The sequence below is a fragment of the Streptosporangium sp. NPDC087985 genome (assembly GCF_044741965.1).
In the GTDB taxonomy this organism is placed as follows: Bacteria; Actinomycetota; Actinomycetes; order Streptosporangiales; family Streptosporangiaceae; genus Streptosporangium.
Genome location: NZ_JBIUTQ010000005.1, coordinates 119,092 through 139,843, shown reverse-complemented (window position 1 = coordinate 139,843; position 20,752 = coordinate 119,092). Strand labels below are relative to the sequence as shown.

Sequence of the window (20,752 nt, the reverse complement as noted above, 5' to 3'; positions counted from 1 at the left end):
CCTTAAGGCGATGCCTCTACGTTACGAGGGGAAGCCCGCCTATCAGCTGGTGATTGGGTCCTCAAGGACGTGCATGAGTACCCGGTTCTGGGCGCCTTCGGGGTCGGGGCTGGACAGGTCGGCCATGGTTACGAGCGCTTTCCACAGTGCCCACCCGCGTGCTCGTCGCCAGGTGTCACCGGGAAGGCCAACGGCCTCCCGGAAGACCTTCCGCTCGTCACCGACGAAGTAGGTCCAGGCCATGACGAGGTCACAGGCGGGGTCGCCGATGCCACAGGTCCCGAAGTCGATGACCGCGGACAGCTGTCCGCCGGTGGTGAGCAGATTGCCGACGGCGACGTCACCGTGGAACCACGTCGGTGGGAACGGCCAGGCCGAGGCCAGCGCGCTCGCCCAGATGGCCTGGCAGGCAGCGACATCGACGAGGTGCCCCAGCTTGTCGAGGGCGTACTCGACGTCATCGCTGTAGACGCTCGGGTGGCAGCCTCGGAAGCAGGAATGACGGCCGCAGGCCGGTCCCTGCTCCGTGGGGATGCCCCGGAGCGCGGTCAGAAAGCTTCCGAGGTCGCGCGCCAACTCCGTCCGATCGACGTCCGTGGCGCTCTCGAGGGTGTCTCCGGGGATCCAGCGACGTACCGACCAGGGGAACGGGTAGCCGGCGGCCGGGCGTCCCGTCGCAACCGGTGCCGGTACGGGCAATGGCAGATGCTCGGCCAGGATGGGCAGACAACGGTCTTCCTTCTCGATGCCGGCTACGTAGCCTTTGGCGCTGGGCAGGCGTACGGCCAACTGATCACCGAGCCTGAAGGTCCGGTTGTCCCAGCCTTGGCGGGCCACGGGCTTGACCGGGAGGTCGCTCCACTCGGGGAACTGTTCGGAGACCAAGGTCCGGACGAGATCAGCGGTGATGTCGATCACGGGTCCAATTCTGCGTGCTCCTGTGAGAGTTATCCACCACGGCGAGAACCGATCCCGTACGACCGGCTGAGACATCCGATGGGCGGGGTGCTCAAGTCGATCCGGAGTGACCGCTGCCGCGAACGGCGGGTTCACGCTCCCACTTGTGAAAAGCGGGACTGATGGACGATCATGAACGCCGTGACGAAAAAGATCCTTTCCAGTGTCGCCGGAATCGTTCTCGGGGCCGCCGCCCTCGTCGGCAGCACCGCCTCCCCCGCGGCTGCAGTGGGCAGCTGCTCCAAGACCGCGAGCACCGACCACTCCGTGAGCGTCAAGTGCAACAGCGGGCTTGAGACCTACTTCCGGGTCTACGGCTACTTCTGCTCCACCTCGTCCTGCTCCTACGTGGGGGGTACCCTGGTCGGCCTGGGCGGCACGAGCAAGGTGACCAGCAGTGGCTACTACAGCGGCCAGTGGTACGTGAAGGGCTGCTACGTGACCAACGGCTGCTGAGTCGCCCAGGCCCGGACCTCTCCTCGAGGTCCGGGCCCCCGCGTACCGGTGGTCTGTTAAACCCGGATGTAGAGGTTGAGGGCATGTCCGGCTCCGACGGTGGCGAGTAGAGGCTGGAGCTCAGAGGGCGCGCTCGTCCCCGTGGGCTGATCGCACGCTAATGACAGGCCGACGAGCGGGACCATTCAAGCTCAGGCGGGCGATTTGTCGGCCAGGACGCGTTCCAGGGTGCGTTGGCCCATCCGGCTCATGGCCGGGTTGGTTTCGAGGTAGTACCAGACGAGTCCCATCGCCTGTACGAAGGCCCACGCTCTGCCTCGCTCCCATTCGAGGTCGTCGCACTCGAGGTCCAGGCGGAGCATCTGCCGCGGCCCGGCATCGAGCAGATGCCAGGCACTCACGAGATCTAGAGCAGGGTCAGCCGGTCCGAAGCCGCCGACGTCGAGAATCCCGGCCAGCCGACCAGCGGACACGAGCACGTTGCCGGGAATGAGATCACCGTGGGTCATCACGTCGGCTGCTTTGCGCGGCAGGCTTCGAAGGTTTTTCCACACCTGGCGAAGCCGGCGAACGTCCAGGAGTTGTTCGCTGTGTTTGAAACAGGTTTCCATCCACGCGTCGTGGGATTGAAGGTCGCCTCCCCGGCCTTTGCCGGCAAACGTGCGGCCACGCGTGTCGAGTGCGCGCATCTCATTGATGAGATCGGCCAGGTCATGGGCGAATGCGACCGAGTCGCCCGGGTCCTCGTCGGTGGCCACGACGCCGGGCAGCCAAGTCTGCACCGACCATGGAAGCGGGTATCCCGCGCCGGGTTCACCGAGCGCGACCGGCTCGGGCGTGGGAAACCGCGTGCGACCTGCCAGCTCGCGGGCTGCTTCCGCTTCGGACTCCAACCAGCGCCGCGTCGAGTCGACGTCCCCGGCCTGTAGAGGGAACCGAGCTGTGAAGCGGTCGCCGATGCGGAAGATGGTGTTGACCGTCCCATGGGCGGCGATGCCCGTGATGGGCAGGCTCCGCCACTCAGGGAACTGCTCGTCCACCAATGCGCGCACTGTCTCCGGTGACACCGTCAGCTGGTTGGCGTGCATCTTCACGCCGGGAGCATCCCGCGTCTCAGCCTTCTCCTGCAACGTGTTTTCGACCCCGTAAGGCGACTTCGGGCTGTGCTGCCAAGATCGAACAGGCTCGGAAGCGATCAGGACCCGGGTTGGGATCGTGTCCCTGTGGGGAGCGGCGTAGCCCGGCACGGCTACGTCTCCTCGGGCAGCGCCCGCTTGCCCGCTCCCATGAATGCCGACTACAACGCGGCCAAGGGTGCCATGCGCTTGGACCGGACGGGCGGTCGCATTCGAACTTTCTTCAGTCGCAAGGCCCGTCATGTTTTCCAGGGCATCCGTCAAGGATGTGGCGGGACAGAACTGTCAATTCGTGCAGGCCGCCGCGGCCTTCACCGAGCATCAGCATCACCAGCGTGAGGCGTTTAGTTGGCGCCGGTGGAGCTATGAGGCTCCACCGGCGCCGAGCTGTGATGCGCCCATCTACCAGCTAAGCGGTCGCCGCTCCCGTTGAAAGCGCGACAGGTACGGCATCCGCCGTCAGCTGATGGTGTGTCGGTAGGTGTGGGAGTAGGAGTCCCCGGCCTTAGGCGTCACGACGAGGGTGAACGTGGTCTGGCTTCTGCCGTCCGAGGGCACTCCGGCGGCGTCGACACCCACCTGCACCGTACAGGTGACTTCGTTCGTCTGCCCGGCGCGAAGGTGCACGTTATCGCACCCCTTCACGTGGCCGTACTGAGGCGTGACATTCGCGACAGCGCCGGCGAACTCGGTGCTGACCCATACGGTGAATGTCGCGGTATGAGGCTTGCCACGCTGAAGGGCGTCGGACAGCCCGTCGGAGTCGCCGAACTCGATGCCGAATCCGGTTCCGCTGACCGCCACGCTGGTTGGGCTGTTCGAGGCGCTGCTGTCGACGACCAGGTTGCCGGTGAAGCTCGTGCTGGCGGTCGGCTCGAACGCCACGGACACGCTGCAGGTTGCGGCGGAGGCCAACTGCCGGCCCTTGCACGTGTCGTCCGAGACGACGAAGCCCGAGGGCGCCTCGACCGAGTTGATCGTGATCGCGGACTGGCTGGTGTTGGTGAACTGCACCGTCTTGGAGTCGCTTCGCTCCCCGGTCCGCTGCTGTCCGAAGCCGAGTTCCGTGGAGTCGGCGGTCAGGGTGGGGACCGTATCCAGGACCAGGACAGGCTGGCCCTGGTACACCAGACGCCAGTCGGTGCGTGCGAATTCGGCCGGGTCGATGGTCTTGCGCTCCAGGACCCAGTCGATGATCTCGTCCCTCACCTCGGTCAGGGGGTTGAAGACGATCGGAGCGGTGGCGATGTGGGGCGCGTCGCCGCCGCCGTTCTGACGGTAGTTGTTGGTCGCCACCACGAACTCCTGAGCGGGGTCCAGGGGTTTCCCGGCGTAGGAGAGGTTGACGATCCGCTGCCCGGCGGGCTTCGAGATTTCGATGTCGTAGGACAGGCCCCGAACGACGTCGTAGTTGTAGGCAGGGCCGTTACCGGTCACGGTCCCCGGCTTGTAGGGGCCGGGCGTCGACACCTGCTTCATGAACTTCGCCGACCACTCCAGGAAGTCCTTCATCTGGGCGCCGTTCATCTTCACGCCGATCAGCGTGTTGTCGTAGACGTAGGCTCCCGCCATGTCACGGATTGTGACGTTCCCCTTGGGGATGACGGCCTTGGCGTCGAAAGGCGCGGCCAGAGACAGGACCGGGAGGTTCGCTTCGGGCGTGCCCGCCAGCCCCTTCTTCACGACCTCAGCCTGGACGTAGTTGATGAAGTCGAGCGCGGGCACGTCCTTGTAGTGGGCCTCCCGCATCGGCATCGTCTCAAGGGATTGCCCGATGACGCTGTTGACGTGGTCGATCACCTTCTGATGCGCCGCGCTCGCCAAGGCGACGATCTTCGGGTCGTCGGCCACGGTGCTCGACTGCAGCAGCTTGGACGACTTCGAGGCCACGCTCCACTGACCATTGACCTTCGTGAGATTGATGTCGATCTGACCGAGAACCTTGCCCCAGGAGCCCGCCTGGGTGAGGAGCACCTGCTTGCCCGTGGCCTTGTTGGTGACCAACTGCTGCGGGATCTCGCTGTGAGAATGCCCGGCGATGATCACATCGATACCGGGGACCTCCTGGGCGAGCAGCGTGGAGGCATTCTCGGGGAACGGGATCTGGTTGCCGTACGACGAACCCGTGCTGGTGCCGGAGTGGACCGAGGCGACGAGGATGTCCACGCCCTGATCGCGGATGATCGGGACGTACTTCTTCGCCTCTTCGACGATCCCGTTGAACCGGAGCCGCCCTTCGACGCTGGACTTGTCCCAGATGGCGGAGCCAGGTGTGGTCAGACCGAGGATGCCGACGCGGATCGGATCGTGCCCCTCGATCGACATCGTCTTGATGACGTAGGGGGTGAAAGCCGGCTCGCCGGTGTTCCAATCGTGGACGTTGGCGCCGAGCACCGGGAAGCTGACCTGCTTCTCGAACGCTCGCAGCGTCTCGATCCCGTAGTTGAACTCGTGGTTGCCCAGGGTCATGACGTCGTAGCCGATCGCGTTCATCGCCTGGGCCATCGGGTGAACCGTGCCCTTGGTGATCGGATCGGTCCTGGCGTAGTAGGTGCCCAGCGGCGTGCCCTGGAGCGTGTCGCCGTTGTCGAGCAGCAGCGTGTGGTCTCGCCCCTTCTCGGCCCTGACCTTTTCGATGAGGCTGGAGACCCTGGTCAGGCCACGCCCCGTGTCCACTTTATCCGCGTAGTAGTCCCAGTTGAAGAGGTGGGTATGTAGGTCGGTCGTGTTCATGACCGTGACTGAGACGCTGTCGTCGGCGGCCGGCTCGGCATGTGCGGCCGACAGTCCTACCGCGAGGAAGCCCGCTATCGCGAGGGTGACGATGCCTGCTCGTCCGCGAGAGCCAATCGAGATTCTTGGCACGCTGGACAGTCCTTCCTTTTCGGTTGACCCAAACTGCTCGCCAGCATAGGACCTATCTCGAACTCCGCGGTGAACATGAAATTACGCACAGCCCTCGGCGACCTGACCGCTTTAACGGCCCGGTCAAGGATTTTTATTTGACTTGTCGGAGTTACAAAATCGGACAGCGTGAAATAGTTTTCTGGAGATGCTCACTTGCTTGCCTCCTGCGTTTCGGTGCGAGCCGGCCGCTCAAGGATTCGGAAGGCAGGGTGGCGAGGGGCGATCTGGCGGAATTTCGCCAGCGGTGCCGTCGGCTCAAGCCCGAGATGCGGTCTCGCGCCGGGCGCGACGGCGAGGTAGCGACGCAGAATCTCAGCGCGACGCTCGGGTGGGACTTCCTCCAGCATGACCGGAATCTCGCGACCTTGACGCCAGAGAGCAGCCTTGCCGCCCGCGGTTTGGACGTTCCGTACCCAGTTCGCGTCCGGCCCGAGCATCGACACGAGGAACTCGGCACCTCGGTGCTCCGTGACCGCGACCGCGACCGAAGTGACGTTCCCGCTGCGGCGCCCTACCACCTTGAGAACGGCGGCATGGCGCGGTGACAGCAACCGGGACCTGTACACCAGGACGTCGAGACGGTTCACGAGCCGCATGAACGCGTTGGGCCGCCCGCCTCGATACATCGAGCGCTTGAGCGCCGCGACCCCGCGTATGACGGCGCGGCCGATGTTCCGAGGCCCCATACGCCTGGCGGTCATCGCGCCCTTCTCCACAACAGCACGACTGCTGCGAGACCGGGGACGCAAGGAAGGACCTGAAGCCAGCCCAGCAGCGGCGCAAGACCGACTTCACCGTTGTTGTCCTGGACAGTCACAGCCGCGATCGCGAGGCAGACCGCAGTCGCGAACATGCCGGTTGCCAACCAGCGGGCCCAGCCTTTGCCGGTGCGGACCGCCCAGACGGTGCCGAGCCAGCCGAGGAGTCCCAGCACCCCTACCGTGGACAGGATCACCGTGTACGCGGTGACGGCGGCGTTGATCTCCCCCGGCCCGTAAGCCGGGTAACCCTCCCGGACGTGGCCTGCCAGGACAGTCGTAGTGGCCTGGTCGATGAACGGGGAGAGGGTAGCGATCACCGTGAGCACGGCGCCGGCGTACATCACTGCGAGGGCTACCTGGTTGCCCGGTTTGCTTGCCAGCTTTGTCATGGCATGAGTCCTTCCATGCGAGACGGGTTGGTAACGGACGTGGAGGTATCAGGGCGCCGTCAGGCCCCGCGAGTGCCCGCAACAGCCGGGTCGAGATTGTCCGCTTGCCACACGTCGCTTTAGAGACAGTCACTATCAGTTGCAAGTGACCCTAGATCGCCTCTTATGGATAGTCAATGCCATCTGAGAGTGACTATCTGTAGCGTGTGACCTCCTGGTACTCTTGTTGCATGACCGGGCTTCGTGAGCGCTGGCGGCTCAAAGCCATGCGCACCATCCAGGAACGCGCTCTCGATCTGTTCGACGAGCGAGGGTTCGGCGCCGTCACGATCGAGGAGATCGCAGCCGCGGCCGAGGTCTCGCCGTCATCGGTGTACCGCTACTTCGGCACCAAGGAAGGACTCATCGTCGCTGATGAGTTCGACAACATGAGCCGAGAGATGCTCGAAGAAATCCTGGATCCCGGGGATCCGGTCGGCAGCTTGCTCCGGGCTGTCCGCGCGTACGAATCCGCACCGGAACCGGCACTCCGCTCCGAGGACGTGGAACGAGACTCGCGGGCCGCGAGAAGCCCGTGGCGCAGGGTCCGTTACTTCTTCACCGAACCATCGGTGCGTATGGCTGCCTGCGCCGCGCTCGACCGAGCAGGCCAACGGATCGCTCCGCTGATCGCGGCGACCGGAGAGCTGAGCGAAACGCAGGCGCGCGTGACCGCGAACGCCCTCGTTTTCGGCTACTTCGCCGCACTCGAGCAGTGGTACCTCGACGGCGGCGACCGTCCTATCGCCGACTACGTCGAGGAAGGCATGCGGCCGTTACGCAGGATCTGGTCGCCGTCCGACCGCGCACATCTCGCATGACAACTGCACGCACTCCGTGGAGATCCTGGGCGACGCGGCGTCAGGCGGTGCGCGCGACGGCGGGGATGCGACCGTGCGTGGCGAAACAGGTGGCCGGATCGATCAGGAATCGAGAAGCGCGGGTCACGGAGCCGCACCTAGCCTGGTCGTCATGGACATCACCATTCACACGAGCTTCCTCCCGCATGACGACCCGGACGCCTCCCTGGCTTTCTACCGCGACACCCTCGGCTTCGAGGTCCGCAGCGACGTCGGACAGGGCAAGATGCGCTGGATCACGGTCGGCCCCGTCGGCCAGCCCGGCACGTCCATTCTCCTGGCGCCGCCGGCCGCCGACCCTGGGGTCACCGAGGACGAGCGCCGCACCATCGCCGAGATGATGGCCAAGGGCACCTACGGCTGGATCCTGCTGGCCACCCGGGACCTCGATGGCACCTTCGAGAAGGTGCAGGCCGGCGACACCGAGGTCGTCCAGGAGCCGACCGAGCAGCCGTACGGCATCCGCGACTGCGCCTTCCGCGATCCCGCGGGCAACCTGGTCCGCATCCAGGAGCTTCGCTGAGCCGTTCGGTAATCGATGATGAAAGGAGTTCTCTCATGTGTCATCCCTCGTGGGGGCGCGCACGCGCCGAGGCGCAGCGCCTGAGCGACCTCGCGCGGCTGCGCCGCGTCCGCGACCGGATCGACCGGGAGTACGCGCAGCCACTGAACGTCGAGGCGCTCGCCCGCGGCGTGCACATGTCAGCCGGGCACCTCAGCCGCCAGTTCCGGCTGGCCTACGGCGAGTCGCCGTACTCGTACCTGATGACGCGGCGCATCGAGCGCGCGATGGCACTGCTGCGTGGTGGCGACCTCAGTGTCACCGAGGTCTGCTTCGCGGTCGGCTGCTCGTCGCTGGGCACCTTCAGCACCCGCTTCACCGAACTGGTCGGCATGCCGCCCAGCGCCTACCAGCGCCGGGCGGCGGGCGCTGCGTCGGGGATGCCGTCGTGTGTGACGAAACAGGTGACCAGACCGGTCAGGAATCGAGAAGCGCCGGTCGCCGAGCGGCAACCAGCGTGATGACGGGCGCGCCGCCACGTGGACTTGAGGAGAGGCTGCGGGACACTCGCGCGAGACTGGAGAGCGACGTCGATCTCTGGGTCGCGACGTCGGGCTCCTCGGGCGGCGTCCACCTCATCCCGCTCTCGTACCTCTGGGACGGGACCGCGTTCCTCATCTCGACGCCGCGTGCCTCGGTCACCGGCCGCAACCTGCTGGCGGACGGCCGGGTGCGACTCGGCCTCGGGCCGACGCGCGACGTCGTCGTCGTCGAGGGCACCGCCGAGCCGGTGGGCCTCGCCGACCTCGCCCCGGAGACGGGTGACGCGTTCGCGACCAAGACCGGTTTCGACCCGCGCGAGCTCGACGAGCCCTACCAGTACTTCCTGATCCGGCCGCGACGCATCCAGGCCTGGCGGGAGGCGAACGAGCTGCGGGGACGCGACCTCATGCGCGACGGCCGCTGGCTCGGCTGACCGCCACACGGGAACACACCCGCCCCACCCGGCGAGGCGCGGACAAGACGATCACCGGCGTGATCGACAGGCTGATTGAGAAGCGGGACGACAATGAGGACGGCTCAGCCGGGGTACTCGCCCCCGTCGGCTAATTGCACGGAAGATCAGGAACGCTCTAGGCGCGATCAGGGCCCGGGTCGGGAAACCATCCTGACCTGGGTCTTCATGATGAGAGCGGGTGACGGGAATCGAACCCGCGCTGTGTGCTTCCCCGCGGTGCGGTGGTCTCAGAGTTTGTACAGCTTGTTGAATGGTGTCGTGATTCGTTCCTGCCGCGATCCGAAATCGATGACCACGGCGACCTCGTCTTCCACACCGATGACGACGCCAAGGCCGTACCGATCGTGGGTCACCTGGTCGTTCACGCTGAAACGCTCGGCAGGCGGGGCGGGGGGCGGGGGTTTGAAGGGACTGGTGGACAGGTGACGGCGGGGCCCGCCGTTAGCTGGCTTCATCTCCTCCAGTATGTGCCGCCTTTGAGAACGCTCGCGACACAAGCTCGCCAAAATGATCAAGGCCCGGGCGAGGATTCGACTCGTCACCCTGTCTAATTGCACGCCAATTGCACGACGATCAGTCCGTGCCCTGGCCCTGGTCTGCTCGGCTTGTCCCGGGTCGATGGCGACGGGATGATCAGCTTCTACCTCAGCCCCCTACGGTCTTCAGCAGTTGGTCGTCGTGGCCAACTGGGTGTCCTCGCATTTGATTCGGGGGGAGGTCCGGTGGCTGTCCTCGGTCGCGCTGGCCCAGTCCTCGGCCTCGGCTAGCGCAACGTCCTGTCACTCTGACGAGAGCACGTCGAGAAGCGCGCGTGGCAAGATCGGGATAACGTGGCGCCCTCTGGAGGAGATCGACAATGTCGATGGACCCAGGCACCACCTTCAACCATCGCGCTGGCGTGGAAACGTTCTGCGAGAAGGAGGACGCGTGACAGTGGCACGAGTACTGGTGGTCGGTCTCGATCCCGCCAAGATCCAGGGCTGGGACCCGGACCCGGTCCAGGCGGCGATAGCACGCGGTCAGGCCCGTTTCGACGATCATGGTATCGAGGCCGACTGGTGCCTGGTGGCACTCGACGAGAACCCGGAAGGAGCGATCGTGGAGGCGCTGACCCGCAAAGACTACGTCTGCGTGGTGATCGGGGGCGGCCTCCGCAAGCACGAGCCGTTGCTCGAATTTTTCGAGAAGGTGATCAACCTGGTCCGGCAGCACGCGCCCGACGCAGCCATCGCCTTCAACAGCAGCCCCGAGGACTGCGCCGACGCAGCTCTGCGGTGGCTGCGCTAGCCCAGCAGGGCAGGTGCCTTGGCCAAGGCTTTCAAGGCTGGCCGACGAACGCGCTGGACGAACCCGCACGTGCGATGGCGGGCTCAGTGCCCTCTCGGCACGAGTAATTTCCTCGTTGAACCTGGCTCTTGGCCTGAAGCGCGTATCGCAACCTCGGTCGGCATTCCGCAAGCCATCGTTCCGGCGCTCCAGGAACACATCGCCACCTACGTCCAGGACGAGCCCGGCGCGCTGATGTTCCCCGGCGCGAAGGGCGGCCCTCTCCGGCGTAGCGGTTTCAACACGCGCACGCGGTGGGTCGACGTCGTCAAGGAGATGGGTCTCCCAGGTCTGCGCCTGTCGAGTCGGTCCGGGGCGCGGTTTTGGTGTTGCCACCAGCCCGTTTCCCCGGACCGCTCGCCGAACCCGCCGTACCGATCTCTCGGTAACGGGCTCTCCACGGTGTCTGCCGTCAGGCGGGGTTCGTGGTGGGCCATGGGATGAGATCTTGTTGCCCCGGTAGGTGTAACGGGAGACCGTCACCTTCTCGATCCGGAAGCACTCGATCCCGCCCGCTGCGATGCGCCACCGCCCGGCAGCGGCCGCGCTGACCACGGCGAGCGCCGCTCCCGCCCACATCACCGCGGAGATCGACACGCTGTCCACGACCCGGCCGCCGGCGAACGAGCCGAGCGCGATGGAGACGTTGAAGGCGCCGACAAAGAGCGCCGTGCCCATTTCGCCGCCGCCTGACCGCATGATCCAGAGCTGCAGGGTCACCCCCACGCCGCCGTAGCCCAAGCCCCACACCATGAGCACGATCAAGTCCAGAATGGTCCTTCCGCGGAGCTCCCCGAATCATCGACGCAACCGGGCTTCCGCTGACGGTTCTTGTCGTCAGTCGTGTTTGCGTGCTGTGAGGAGGAGGTATTCCCATTCCATCACCGCTTTTTCCTCACCTTGTAGATGGCCGCGGGCCAGTTCGGTGAGAGCGTGGTCCAGGGCGGAGACCCGGTCGGGGTCCCCGGCTATCCCTCGGTAGACGGCGATGGTCGGGCCGTAGTTGGCCTTGAAGTAGTCAAGGAACGCGCTGGGGTAAGCGAACCGGTCGATCGTGACCGTCTGCCGGCGCGCGATGACATCGGTGACCGCGTCCCCAAGCAGTGCACGGACGTGGCCCTCGCTGCCCCATAGCGGAGGGGGTTGCGCGCCGGGGGGAGGTGGGGACGCATACGGTTTCATCGCCGCGAGCATCTGACCGATGAACCCCTCCGGCGTCCAGTTGAGCAGGCCGATCGTGCCGCCCGGGCGGCAGACCCGGATCAGCTCGTTGGCGCCGGCCTGGTGGTTGGGAGAGAACATGACCCCGATACAGGACAAGACCGTGTCGAACTCGCCGTCGGCGTACGGCAGGGCCTCTGCGTCGGCCTGCCGCCACTCGACCTCTGCGCCGCGCTGCGCGGCCAAGGCCCGTCCGGCCTCCAGCAGTTCCGGGGTCAGGTCGCTGGCCACCACGCTCGCCCCGGCCAGCGCTGCGGGAATGGCGGCATTCCCGGACCCGGCGGCCACGTCCAACACCCGGTCCCCGCGTCCCACCCCGCAGGCCTCGACCAGGATCGCGCCCAGATTGGGGATGATCTCGGCGGCGACTGCGGGATAGTCACCCAGCGCCCACATGCCGCGATGCTTGGCCTTCAGGGCACGGTCGGCCTCTAGCGGGTCGCTCTGTAGGGTCATCGTACTGCTCCCTCATCGTGATCTGCGGTGGACTGGGATCGACGGTAAGGAAGGACGGATTCGCTATCTAGTACACGATCTGTACCGGCATCCGGCCGAGACCCGGTCGGCCATCGCTGGCGTTCATGGCGGCTGAATCTAGACTGCGGGCATGGGCTCCTCGTATCACCAGTTCTGTCCGGTCGCCAAGGCCGTTGAACTGCTCGACGAACGCTGGACGCTGCTCGTCATCCGGGAACTGGTGTGCGGGACCGAGCGTTTCAACGAGCTGCGTCGCGGTCTGCCGCGTATGTCCCCCACGCTGCTGTCCCGACGGCTGCACCAGCTCACACATGCCGGCATCGTGGAGAGGCACGCCAAGGACAACGATGTGCGATACGTTCTGACCCAGGCTGGCCACGAGCTGCGACCAGTGGTCGAGGCACTCGCCGCCTGGGGCATCCGCTGGATCGGAGAGCTGGGCGACGAGGACCTGGACCCGAAGCTGCTGCTGTGGGATATGCACCGCAACGTCGACCAGACCGCCGTTCCGGACGGGCGGACGGTCATCGAGTTTCGGTTCCCGGATGTGCCACCCAACAGTCGCCGCTGGTGGCTCGTGATCACATGTGACGAGGTAGACGTCTGCGACAAAGACCCTGGCCACGCCGTGACCGTGACGGTGACCGCCGGTGTGCGCAGCATGGTCGAGGTCTGGCGCGGCAACCTGAGCTGGTCGGATGCGCTGCGCCTCCACGCGGTCGAGGTGCAGGGTCCCGAAGCGCTACGCCGCGCCGTGCCCCGGTGGTTCACACTCCCCGAATGGGCCTCCGTGCCCCGGCCTGCCTAGTACGCGGGCGTCCGGCCTGTCAGGCCGCTTTCCTATCGTTAGGCTTCTGCCACGAGAGCCCTCGTCAGGGTCACACCATCGGCCCGTCCGCAGCAACCAAATCAGGCGGGATGGGAGCCGGAGGCCACGCACGGTCGAGTCCTGCAGGGCTGTGGGGTGCCGAAGCCGGAACGGCAGACTGAGCAGCAGTAGAAACGATCAGGGCCCGGGTCGGGAAACCATCCTGACCTGGGTCTTCATGATGAGAGCGGGTGACGGGAATCGAACCCGCGCTGTCAGCTTGGGAATCATCTACTGACCTTGCCGCCCTGAGCTGTGAAACCGGGGGTGCAGGTCAGGGCGGGTCGAGTCCCCGTGAGCCCCCCTGAGTCACCGTGGTTCCCCGCCTGTTCTGGCACGCATCTGGCACGCGATCAAGCTTCGGATCATGCGCGGACGCGCACGCTTCCCCGCCGGAGGCTGTCTTTTGTCGGTCCTGCCGTTAGGAGGTCGGGCGGTGCCATGGGTGGTCCTTGTAGCGGAGGACGTCGATCAGGTGCCGGCTGTACCCGCTGGCCTCCACAACCTCGTCGATCTTCTCTGTGCGGGAGTGGTGGGGTAGGAGCTGCTGCACGAGACTCGCGATCTCGGCGCGGATTTCTCGAAGTTCAAGAGCGATATACCGCTCTTCTTCGCCGAGTCTGCGGAGTTCGGCGTAGCGACCGTCTGGGGGTGGGGTGCTCTCGGCCATGTCGCCACTGTAGGCGGCGTATGCCGATGGCAATTGATGAGGGCGCGAGCCGGCGGCGGGCCGGTGGTCGGCGAGTGGGTTAGGTACGGCGGCGCGGCGCGCCGCCGCTTGATACCCATAAGGTCGCGGTCATGGACGCGGACCCGGCTGTCAAGCCCGGACAGAAGACCGTTGCGGTCAAGATCCTCGCTCCGGTCCAGCCCGTGCCCCCGGCCCCGATGCCGGGTCTGCCCTTCACGCCGGTCGAGTTCGACCAGGTCACCGTCACGCCGTACGTCAACGGCACCGGACGCCTCGCCTACTCGATCAAGGTCCGCGCGATGCGCGCTCCTCGCACCGGTACGGCTCCCGCCAAGAACACCGTCACCCCCGCAAAGGACGTCGCCTGATGGCACGCCGCAGAACCCACCGCATCAGCACCATCAGTCTGAACACCGGTCGCGGTGCCCGCGCGACCAATCACCCCTATCCGGCCCGTACGCCGGTCCTGGCGCTCGATTTCGGGGCCGTCTCGGTCCTGGTCACCACCTCGGCCGGCGACCTGGTGACCGCCGCCGACGTCGAGTTCGCCCGCCAGCTCGCCCACGAGGCCCATCAGTTCGCCCGGTCGGTCGAACGTTCCTTCCACGGCCTGGCCGACGGCAAGGGCATCGCGGCCTGACATGCAGCGGGGCCGCTGGAACTGGTACTTCCGGCGGCCCCTCATCTCCCCGGATGCATATCAAGAGAGGGCTCAAGCCTAATGTTCAAAAAACTGCCCGGCGACGAGGCCCGTAACCTCGTCTCCACCATGCGGCCCGGTGGCTGCCGGTCCAAGGCTCACAAGCCCGAACACCTCGGCTACGCGGGCCGTCGCGTCCTGGTCTCCCGAAAGTGGTCCGGCAAGACCCTCCGCGAACACAAACAGGATCGGCGGGCCTGGGTGATGGAAGCCCTCGGCCTCACCAACGAGCAGCCCGTCGACCGGTACGCCTGGCGGCCGGTGCTGGCCGGTGATCCCGACCTATTATCCCGTGCTCGTCACCTGCTCAACCAGATCGTCGAACGCCAGCGATGGCGCATGGCCATGCAGCAGGTAGAGGCGAGAGCGACGGGACAACGCCTACCGGCTGCGCTTCCAGCGGCATGGCGAGATGCGCACGCATCCCGAGATCTTCATCAGCCGCGCCGATGTCGAACGGGCGCTGTGGAAGATGGGTATGGGGGGCGGGCCGACTGCTCGCATGACCGGTGTTTCCGCGCCCTGGTGCTCCTGGCAACCTTCGCCAGTCTGCGATGGGGTGAGGTGAGTGCGCTACGCCGTACGGACGTCGACCTCGACGCGGGAACGGTGCGTACCCGGGCGGCCTATGTCGAGCGCTCGGCCGGCGGTCTGGTCCTCAGTCCGCCCAAGTCCAAGGCGGGCCAGCGCGTGGTCGGCATTCCCAAGAGCATTGTTTCGGCACTGTGCGAGCACATCGCCACCTATGTTCAGGACGAACCGGGCGCGTTGCTGTTTCCTGGGGCGAAGGGCGGCCCACTCCGGCGTAGCGGCTTCAACATGCGCACGCGGTGGGTCAACGTGGTCGGGGAGATGGGTCTCCCGGGTCTCCACTTCCATGATCTTCGGCACACGGGCAACATGCTCGCCGCCGAGTCCGGCGCGGGGCTCAAGGACCTGATGGCCCGGATGGGGCATGACAACGTGCGCGCCGCGATGATCTATCAGCACGCCGTACGGGGTGCCGACCGAGCGATCATGGACGCGATCGATCGGAAACTCGAAGAACATGAAGATCATGAGGATGGCGGCTCGACCGGAGCGGTGGTGCCTGCGGGATGACCAAGGTATCGAGAGCCGACCGCTCCTCTGGCTGGGTCATGAACGCAGCCAACGCCCATCCTTGTAGTCGGCAGGAATCTCGTCCCCCCATGGGTCGATCCCACGTTGCTCCAGCTCCTCGAACCAGCGATCACGCTGGGAAGCGGGCAGGCGGCTTCCGCACCAGGGACAGAAGGCGATGAGGGCGGCCGAAGTCCCGCCGTCGTGGATGATCAGGCCGTACTCCTGGAACCTGGCGTCGAACCCTACGAGAGCGTCCGGACAGTCGAAGGGATCCTCATGATCGTCGCAGTGCCACATCACCTGACTGGTCATCAACTCACAGCAGTGCTCGCTCATGAGGTAAGACTCTCGTGGAGAAGATCGGCGCGGTACTCGATTAAATCCTGAGGCGGTCCGTCATCAGGAGACGGGACTCCGGCAGAGGGTTGATGCGCTGGGTGACTGTCCTGGACGAGAGCCAATGGCCCGCTAATGGCCCGTGAAGATCAACCATCCCAGAAAACAATCAAGGCCCGAGTCGGGAATCCATCCCTGACCTGGGCCTTTGAAATGGAGCGGGTGACGGGAATCGAACCCGCGCTGTCAGCTTGGGAATCATCTACTGACCTTGCCGCCCTGAGCTGGGAAACCGGGGTGCAGGTCAAGGCTGGTCGAGTGACCGTGAGTCCCCGTAATTCACCGCTGATCGCCGTTCGTTCTGGCACAGATCTGGCACGTGACCCGGGTTCGGAAGTGTAAGACCGATCTTCCTGCGGCGCTCTACTGGCCTGCTCCCTGGGCTCCGCGCGACGCTGCCCTCGTCGCTTCCTAGGGGACAGGCGCCGAGTTCTGCTCCTGCCGGGCGAATGGTGGTTCGACGATAAGACTGGCAGTGGGGACTACGCCACCGCGAACGACATCGACCTGATCGGCACCCGAGCGGCGCCCAGATCACCGTCGCCGTGCTCACTCGCCGACCGCCCCGATGCCACCGCGAATCCGCGCCTGATGACCGAAGTTGCCGACCTAGGGGGCCAGCGGCTTCGATGAAACCCGTGTCCCGTCTATTCTCTGCGCCCGCATGCCGACATCGGCCGGTCCGTCGAGCGCTGGCCACCATCTTGGTGATCATGTTCCTCGGTCCGCTCGCGCTGACGGGCTGCACCCGATCGGACGAGCCGCCGTCGCTGCCGCCCGTCGGCGTCTACGAGCACGACGCAGCGGGCGAGAACTCGCAGGCCGAGCCGGCCCCGACCGACGGTACGGCAGGAGCTCTCACTCGGCCGTTGAGGGAGGCCGGTTGGTTCTGTGCGCAGGTCCGAGCCAATGCGGACGGCCGCGCCCTGTGGTGCCGGATCGGTCAGCGCGACGAGGCGGACACGGTCTATCCGCAGGTGGCGCAGTTCCTGCTCGACCGCGACGACCGGCTCGCCTGGGCGTGGTTCTGGTCCACCCAGGCGAAACATGAGGACGATCAGGTTGGCGCGGCCGCGGCACAGGCGCTGACCGCGAGCTGGCCTGACACCGGTGATCGCGTGCGGCAGGAGATCGACGACTTCCATCGCGATCTCCAGGCCCGTACGACGCGGCGGAGCGACGATATCCGCCGGGCGGGGTGGCGAGACACGCACGCGGACTACAGCTACGACAGGCTCAACGGACTGGTCGTCACCGCCCGGGACACCTCCGTGCGGCGCTGGCCGTTCGGCTCCGAGCACTACGCGACCACGATGAGCTCCGCTGTTGAGGATCTTCTGGCCGGTGGTTACAACTGCTTCTATCCACCCCAGCAGGACTGCAACCGCCCCCAGTCGAACGGCTACTTCCGTGTCCACCTCCGTGGTGATCAGATCGTCTCGGCCCAGTTCGGCATCGGCAGCCTGATCGAGTCGGGGCGGCAACGACACCTGCTCAGCCAGGAGTTCCCGCACGGCCTCACCTTTCTCACCGAGGCGGTCCGCCGTCCGGTCACGGAGCGTATCGAACAGTCCCGGCGATCCGGCACCGGCTTCGCCGGCATCGTGGCCGGAACGGTCGTGATCATCGACGCGCGTCGGGGCGCTGTCAACGAAGATGATCTGGTGGCGTACTTCGACATCCAGATCGGCGCACCGCTGGCCGCGACCTGGTGAAGACCGTGGAGATGATCAAGGCCTGCCTCAGGGTGATGGTTTTCTGGGAGTCGTGTTACTACGTTTTCGAGCTCGCAGCGCTTGATCACGCCTTCTTCGAGGCCGCTACCTGAGGAATCATCTCTCCTGGAGATCGTGTGTGCCCACGAGCTGCGGAACGCGGGAGGGGGGACTCGAACCAAATGCACATGCCTTCACGATGACCAAGAAGTTCCTCCTGGGCCAGGGGTGACCCAACGATGGCCACCCCACAGCCGCATGCGGATATGTGCATCCGGCGCACCACAACCATCAGCGTCTTCCTGGTCGCCGCAATCGCGGCGGTCGTCTCCTATCGGCACATGTACAACCTCGAGTGCGCACATGGTGAGACTTCCTGGACAGCCGCACTCCTGCCTCTCTCGGTAGACGGCATGATCGTCACGTCATCGATGTCGCTCTTGCAGGCAAGTCGAAATGGGTCACGGGGAGTCTGGCTCTCCTGGACCCTGCTGGCCGTGTGGCGCGAAAGCTCTGCTGGACGGCCGCAGCCCCACAGCCTTCGGCTGTCGTCGTCTGAGGCGGGTCTGTGTCCCCCGTTACCAAGGTCGACCAGGTTCGCCCGCAACACGCTGATTCGATTAACGGATCGGTGTCTGCCGAAACATGCGCTTCACACTGTGGACCTCGGGCCATAGGTTCGCAATATTCCCGCTGGCGGAAGATCGTTCGGGAACTCCGCAGGACTGTCGCATGAATGGCGTCAAGAACATTTGAGGAGGCCTCATGCCTATCGCCGTGTGCCAAAGGTGGCATGTCGGGTGACCGCGATCACGGTGAGCGGGCTGTCGAAATCGTTCGGCGGTGTCGTAGCGGTGGATGGCGTCTCGTTCACGGTCCCGAGCGGCGAGGTCGTTGCTCTGGCCGGGGAAAACGGCGCTGGAAAGTCCACGATCAAGAATATCATCGGCGGAACTCTGCGGCCTGACTCCGGTCTCGTCGATTTCGGTGACGCGGGAAACGTGGCCACGGTGCATCAGGAGACCAGCCTTTTTCCGGACTTGACGGTCGCCGAGAACATTCTCATTAGCCATCTCAGGTCGTCCCGTGTGGGCACGGTCCGGCCCGCGGCCTTGCGGCGCATCGCTTCCCCCCTGCTGCAGCGGGTCGGTGCCGGATTCGGGCCTGATGCCCTCGTGCGCGAACTCTCCGCTGGGCAGCGTCAGCTGGTGGAGATCGCCAAGGCCCTAGCCACCGAGCCCCGGGCCATCGTGTTCGACGAACCGACCGCCTCGCTCAATCTCGACGAACGCGAGATGATCATGCGAATTGTCGAGCAGCTGCGTGACGACGGGGTGGCCGTCCTCTACATCACCCACTATCTCGAGGAGATCTTCAGGCTCAGTCAGCGGATCGTGGTCATGCGGGACGGGCGGCTGGTGGCCGACCGGCCTACCGGCGATCTCGACCGCTCCACGCTCGAGGCGCTCATGGTGGGGCGCGAGCTCGCCCAGGGATACCCCGAGACCGCGAAGCCGCGGCAGGAGATCGCGCTGTCGGTTCGTGACCTGGGCGACGGTGCTCGGGTCGAGGGGGTCTCGTTCGACGTCGCCGAGGGCGAGATCTTCGGTCTGGCCGGGCTGATGGGGTCGGGCCGTACCGAGGTGGCCCGGGCGATCTTCGGGCTCGCGGGCAAGATCGGGCGGATCGAGGTGGCCGGACGGCTGCTGCGGCGCGGCGACGTCCGCGCTTCGATCGCCGCGGGAATCGCCTTCGTCACCGAGGACCGGCGGAACGAGGGCCTGTTCCTGGAACGGCCGATCCGCGAGAGCCTCTCGATCGTCGGCCTCGGCTCGGTATGCCGGCCGTTCGGACGGCTCGACCATGCAGCCGAACGCCGTCTCACCAAGGACCTTGCGACTGCGGTGGCTCTGACGGCCCGCAGCGGGCTGGAGGCGGACGGCGGATCACTGAGCGGCGGCAACCAGCAGAAGGTCGTGCTGGCCAAATGGCTCAGCGGACAACCCCGACTGATCATCCTGGACGACCCCACTCGCGGCATCGACGTCGGCGCCAAGGCCGAGATTTACCGGCTCCTGGCCGATCTCGCGCGCGCTGGAACGGCTGTCCTGCTGATCAGTTCCGAGATGGAGGAAGTGCTCGGACTGGCTCATCGCGTCGGCGTCATGCACGACGGCCAGCTGGCCGGAATCCTCGACCGGCGGAGCGCGACCCAGGAGGCCGTCATCCGCCTGGCGACGGGAGGCACTCGATGAGATCCGCCTACCAATGGTGTGCACGTGCTCTGCGCCGGCAGCCGCTTCTCCTTGTGTGGCTGGTCCTCGTGCTCGCCCTGTCCGGCCTCTACGACGAGTTCGGCACAGTGGCGAACTTCCGCAACATCGCCATCCAGGCGAGCCCCTTGATCATCGCCGCCGTCGGGGCGACCTTCGTGATCATGACCGGGGGGATCGACCTGTCCGTCGGGTCGATGCTGTTCCTGGCGGCCGCGATCGAGTCCAGCCGGGCGCTCGCCTCGGCGCCCGCCGGCGTGGTGTTCGCCGCCATCGCCGCGACCGGGCTGCTGATGGGCCTGGTCAACGGGATGGCGATCGCGCTGACCAGGGTTCCCGCCCTCATCGTCACCCTCGCCTCGATGCAGGTCTTCCGGGGAGCTGGCGGCCACATCACCGGTCAGCAGAACATCGATCTCCCCGCGCACCTGCGGGGCATCGGCACCGGCAGCCTCCTCGGCGTTCCCGCTCCGGTCCTGCTCGCCGCCGTGACGGCGTTGGGCGGAGTGCTGGTGTTCGGCCGGACCGTGTTCGGCCGGTACCTCCAGGCAGTCGGCTCCAACCGGGCTGCGGCCCTCAACGCCGGGCTGCCCGTCCGGGCGGTGACGATCGGCGCATACGCGCTCGCGGGCGTGCTGGCGGCGCTCGCCTCGCTCACCCAGACCGCGCGGCTGGGAGCCGTCCAGCCGTCCATCGGTGATGGCTACGAGCTCACCGTGATCACAGCGGTGGTGCTCGGCGGAACCAGTCTGTTCGGCGGACGGGGCAGCATCACCGGCACCGTCCTGGGCGCCCTCGTCCTCACCACCGCCCAGACCGGGCTGGTGTTCTCCGGGGCCTCGCCCTACGTCTTCGACATCGTCCGCGGCGGCGTCCTGCTCGTCGCGGTCATCGCCGCCGCAATCCGGTGGCGGACCCTGGCTCAAGCCTTGCGGCCGGCCGCTGCGTCATAAGGA

24 protein-coding genes are annotated in these 20,752 nt (G+C 66.1%); 15 read left to right on the top strand and 9 right to left on the bottom strand.

The genetic code is table 11. The features are described from left to right. Positions 1-42 precede the first annotated feature (42 nt). Positions 43-918: an aminoglycoside phosphotransferase family protein gene (locus ACIN94_RS13770; protein ID WP_400704514.1), complete on the bottom strand. Its 876-nt coding sequence runs from the start codon at positions 916-918 to the stop codon at positions 43-45. A 180-nt stretch (positions 919-1,098) separates the two neighbouring features. Between ACIN94_RS13770 and ACIN94_RS13765 the strand changes: the two genes are divergently transcribed. Then, entirely contained in the window at positions 1,099-1,413 is a 315-nt protein-coding gene (locus ACIN94_RS13765; protein WP_400704511.1) for a hypothetical protein, read from the top strand. 191 nt (positions 1,414-1,604) lie between these two features. Here the strand turns inward: ACIN94_RS13765 and ACIN94_RS13760 are convergent, their stop codons facing one another. From ACIN94_RS13760 to ACIN94_RS13745, 4 genes are all read right to left on the bottom strand, one after another. After that, positions 1,605-2,660, bottom strand: a complete 1,056-nt coding sequence (locus tag ACIN94_RS13760) for an aminoglycoside phosphotransferase family protein (protein ID WP_400704508.1) — start codon at positions 2,658-2,660, stop codon at positions 1,605-1,607. A 348-nt stretch (positions 2,661-3,008) separates the two neighbouring features. Continuing rightward, positions 3,009-5,414 carry a 5'-nucleotidase C-terminal domain-containing protein gene (locus ACIN94_RS13755; RefSeq protein WP_400704505.1) on the bottom strand — a complete coding sequence of 802 codons (2,406 nt, stop codon included), beginning with the start codon at positions 5,412-5,414 and terminating at the stop codon, positions 3,009-3,011. Between the two features lie 191 nt (positions 5,415-5,605). Then, a complete protein-coding gene (locus ACIN94_RS13750; protein ID WP_400704502.1) occupies positions 5,606-6,157 on the bottom strand; it encodes a nitroreductase/quinone reductase family protein in 552 nt (183 codons plus the stop codon). Continuing rightward, complete coding sequence (locus ACIN94_RS13745) at positions 6,154-6,606, bottom strand: hypothetical protein (protein ID WP_400704499.1); 453 nt, start codon at positions 6,604-6,606, stop codon at positions 6,154-6,156. The genes ACIN94_RS13750 and ACIN94_RS13745 overlap by 4 nt, the downstream gene beginning before the upstream one ends. 230 nt (positions 6,607-6,836) lie before the next feature. Here ACIN94_RS13745 and ACIN94_RS13740 point away from each other — a divergent pair, with 230 nt between their 5' ends. The 4 genes from ACIN94_RS13740 to ACIN94_RS13725 all read left to right on the top strand — a co-directional run bounded on the left by ACIN94_RS13740 (position 6,837) and on the right by ACIN94_RS13725 (position 8,983). Then, positions 6,837-7,466 (top strand): TetR/AcrR family transcriptional regulator, encoded by a 630-nt coding sequence (locus ACIN94_RS13740; protein WP_400704496.1) that lies wholly within the window; start codon positions 6,837-6,839, stop codon positions 7,464-7,466. A 151-nt stretch (positions 7,467-7,617) separates the two neighbouring features. Beyond that, entirely contained in the window at positions 7,618-8,028 is a 411-nt protein-coding gene (locus ACIN94_RS13735; protein WP_400704493.1) for a VOC family protein, read from the top strand. Between the two features lie 35 nt (positions 8,029-8,063). Next, positions 8,064-8,528, top strand: a complete 465-nt coding sequence (locus ACIN94_RS13730) for a helix-turn-helix transcriptional regulator (RefSeq protein ID WP_400704490.1) — start codon at positions 8,064-8,066, stop codon at positions 8,526-8,528. Beyond that, positions 8,528-8,983, top strand: a complete 456-nt coding sequence (locus ACIN94_RS13725) for a pyridoxamine 5'-phosphate oxidase family protein (RefSeq protein WP_400704487.1) — start codon at positions 8,528-8,530, stop codon at positions 8,981-8,983. The genes ACIN94_RS13730 and ACIN94_RS13725 overlap by 1 nt, the downstream gene beginning before the upstream one ends. A gap of 269 nt (positions 8,984-9,252) precedes the next feature. Here the strand turns inward: ACIN94_RS13725 and ACIN94_RS13720 are convergent, their stop codons facing one another. After that, entirely contained in the window at positions 9,253-9,390 is a 138-nt protein-coding gene (locus ACIN94_RS13720; protein ID WP_355594769.1) for a hypothetical protein, read from the bottom strand. A 562-nt stretch (positions 9,391-9,952) separates the two neighbouring features. Between ACIN94_RS13720 and ACIN94_RS13715 the strand changes: the two genes are divergently transcribed. Then, positions 9,953-10,312: a hypothetical protein gene (locus tag ACIN94_RS13715; protein ID WP_400704482.1), complete on the top strand. Its 360-nt coding sequence runs from the start codon at positions 9,953-9,955 to the stop codon at positions 10,310-10,312. Between the two features lie 559 nt (positions 10,313-10,871). Continuing rightward, complete coding sequence (locus tag ACIN94_RS13710) at positions 10,872-11,087, top strand: hypothetical protein (protein WP_400704479.1); 216 nt, start codon at positions 10,872-10,874, stop codon at positions 11,085-11,087. Between the two features lie 101 nt (positions 11,088-11,188). Here ACIN94_RS13710 and ACIN94_RS13705 read toward each other — a convergent pair whose 3' ends face one another. Continuing rightward, positions 11,189-12,028: a class I SAM-dependent methyltransferase gene (locus tag ACIN94_RS13705; protein ID WP_400704476.1), complete on the bottom strand. Its 840-nt coding sequence runs from the start codon at positions 12,026-12,028 to the stop codon at positions 11,189-11,191. A gap of 151 nt (positions 12,029-12,179) precedes the next feature. Between ACIN94_RS13705 and ACIN94_RS13700 the strand changes: the two genes are divergently transcribed. Beyond that, entirely contained in the window at positions 12,180-12,857 is a 678-nt protein-coding gene (locus tag ACIN94_RS13700) for a winged helix-turn-helix transcriptional regulator (protein ID WP_400704473.1), read from the top strand. Between the two features lie 481 nt (positions 12,858-13,338). Here the strand turns inward: ACIN94_RS13700 and ACIN94_RS13695 are convergent, their stop codons facing one another. Then, positions 13,339-13,587, bottom strand: coding sequence for a hypothetical protein (locus tag ACIN94_RS13695; protein ID WP_400704470.1), 249 nt, complete (start codon positions 13,585-13,587; stop codon positions 13,339-13,341). Positions 13,588-13,718: 131 nt separating this feature from the next. Here ACIN94_RS13695 and ACIN94_RS13690 point away from each other — a divergent pair, with 131 nt between their 5' ends. From ACIN94_RS13690 to ACIN94_RS13680, 3 genes are all read left to right on the top strand, one after another. Next, positions 13,719-13,976 carry a hypothetical protein gene (locus ACIN94_RS13690; protein WP_400704467.1) on the top strand — a complete coding sequence of 86 codons (258 nt, stop codon included), beginning with the start codon at positions 13,719-13,721 and terminating at the stop codon, positions 13,974-13,976. Next, a complete protein-coding gene (locus ACIN94_RS13685) occupies positions 13,976-14,248 on the top strand; it encodes a hypothetical protein (protein WP_400704464.1) in 273 nt (90 codons plus the stop codon). Before ACIN94_RS13690 ends, ACIN94_RS13685 begins: the two co-directional genes overlap by 1 nt. A gap of 81 nt (positions 14,249-14,329) precedes the next feature. Continuing rightward, positions 14,330-15,409, top strand: a complete 1,080-nt coding sequence (locus ACIN94_RS13680) for a replication initiator (RefSeq protein WP_400704461.1) — start codon at positions 14,330-14,332, stop codon at positions 15,407-15,409. Positions 15,410-15,445: 36 nt separating this feature from the next. On the opposite strand, the gene ACIN94_RS13675 is transcribed toward ACIN94_RS13680, so the two are convergent. Next, on the bottom strand, positions 15,446-15,748 hold the full coding sequence (locus tag ACIN94_RS13675; RefSeq protein ID WP_400704458.1) for a DUF6980 family protein: 303 nt from the start codon (positions 15,746-15,748) through the stop codon (positions 15,446-15,448). A 773-nt stretch (positions 15,749-16,521) separates the two neighbouring features. Between ACIN94_RS13675 and ACIN94_RS13670 the strand changes: the two genes are divergently transcribed. The 4 genes from ACIN94_RS13670 to ACIN94_RS13655 all read left to right on the top strand — a co-directional run bounded on the left by ACIN94_RS13670 (position 16,522) and on the right by ACIN94_RS13655 (position 20,749). Further along, entirely contained in the window at positions 16,522-17,523 is a 1,002-nt protein-coding gene (locus ACIN94_RS13670) for a hypothetical protein (protein WP_400704455.1), read from the top strand. A gap of 239 nt (positions 17,524-17,762) precedes the next feature. Continuing rightward, complete coding sequence (locus ACIN94_RS13665) at positions 17,763-18,200, top strand: DUF2637 domain-containing protein (RefSeq protein ID WP_400704452.1); 438 nt, start codon at positions 17,763-17,765, stop codon at positions 18,198-18,200. 123 nt (positions 18,201-18,323) lie between these two features. After that, positions 18,324-19,778: a sugar ABC transporter ATP-binding protein gene (locus ACIN94_RS13660; protein ID WP_400704449.1), complete on the top strand. Its 1,455-nt coding sequence runs from the start codon at positions 18,324-18,326 to the stop codon at positions 19,776-19,778. Next, positions 19,775-20,749 carry an ABC transporter permease gene (locus ACIN94_RS13655; RefSeq protein WP_400704446.1) on the top strand — a complete coding sequence of 325 codons (975 nt, stop codon included), beginning with the start codon at positions 19,775-19,777 and terminating at the stop codon, positions 20,747-20,749. Before ACIN94_RS13660 ends, ACIN94_RS13655 begins: the two co-directional genes overlap by 4 nt. Positions 20,750-20,752 lie beyond the last annotated feature (3 nt).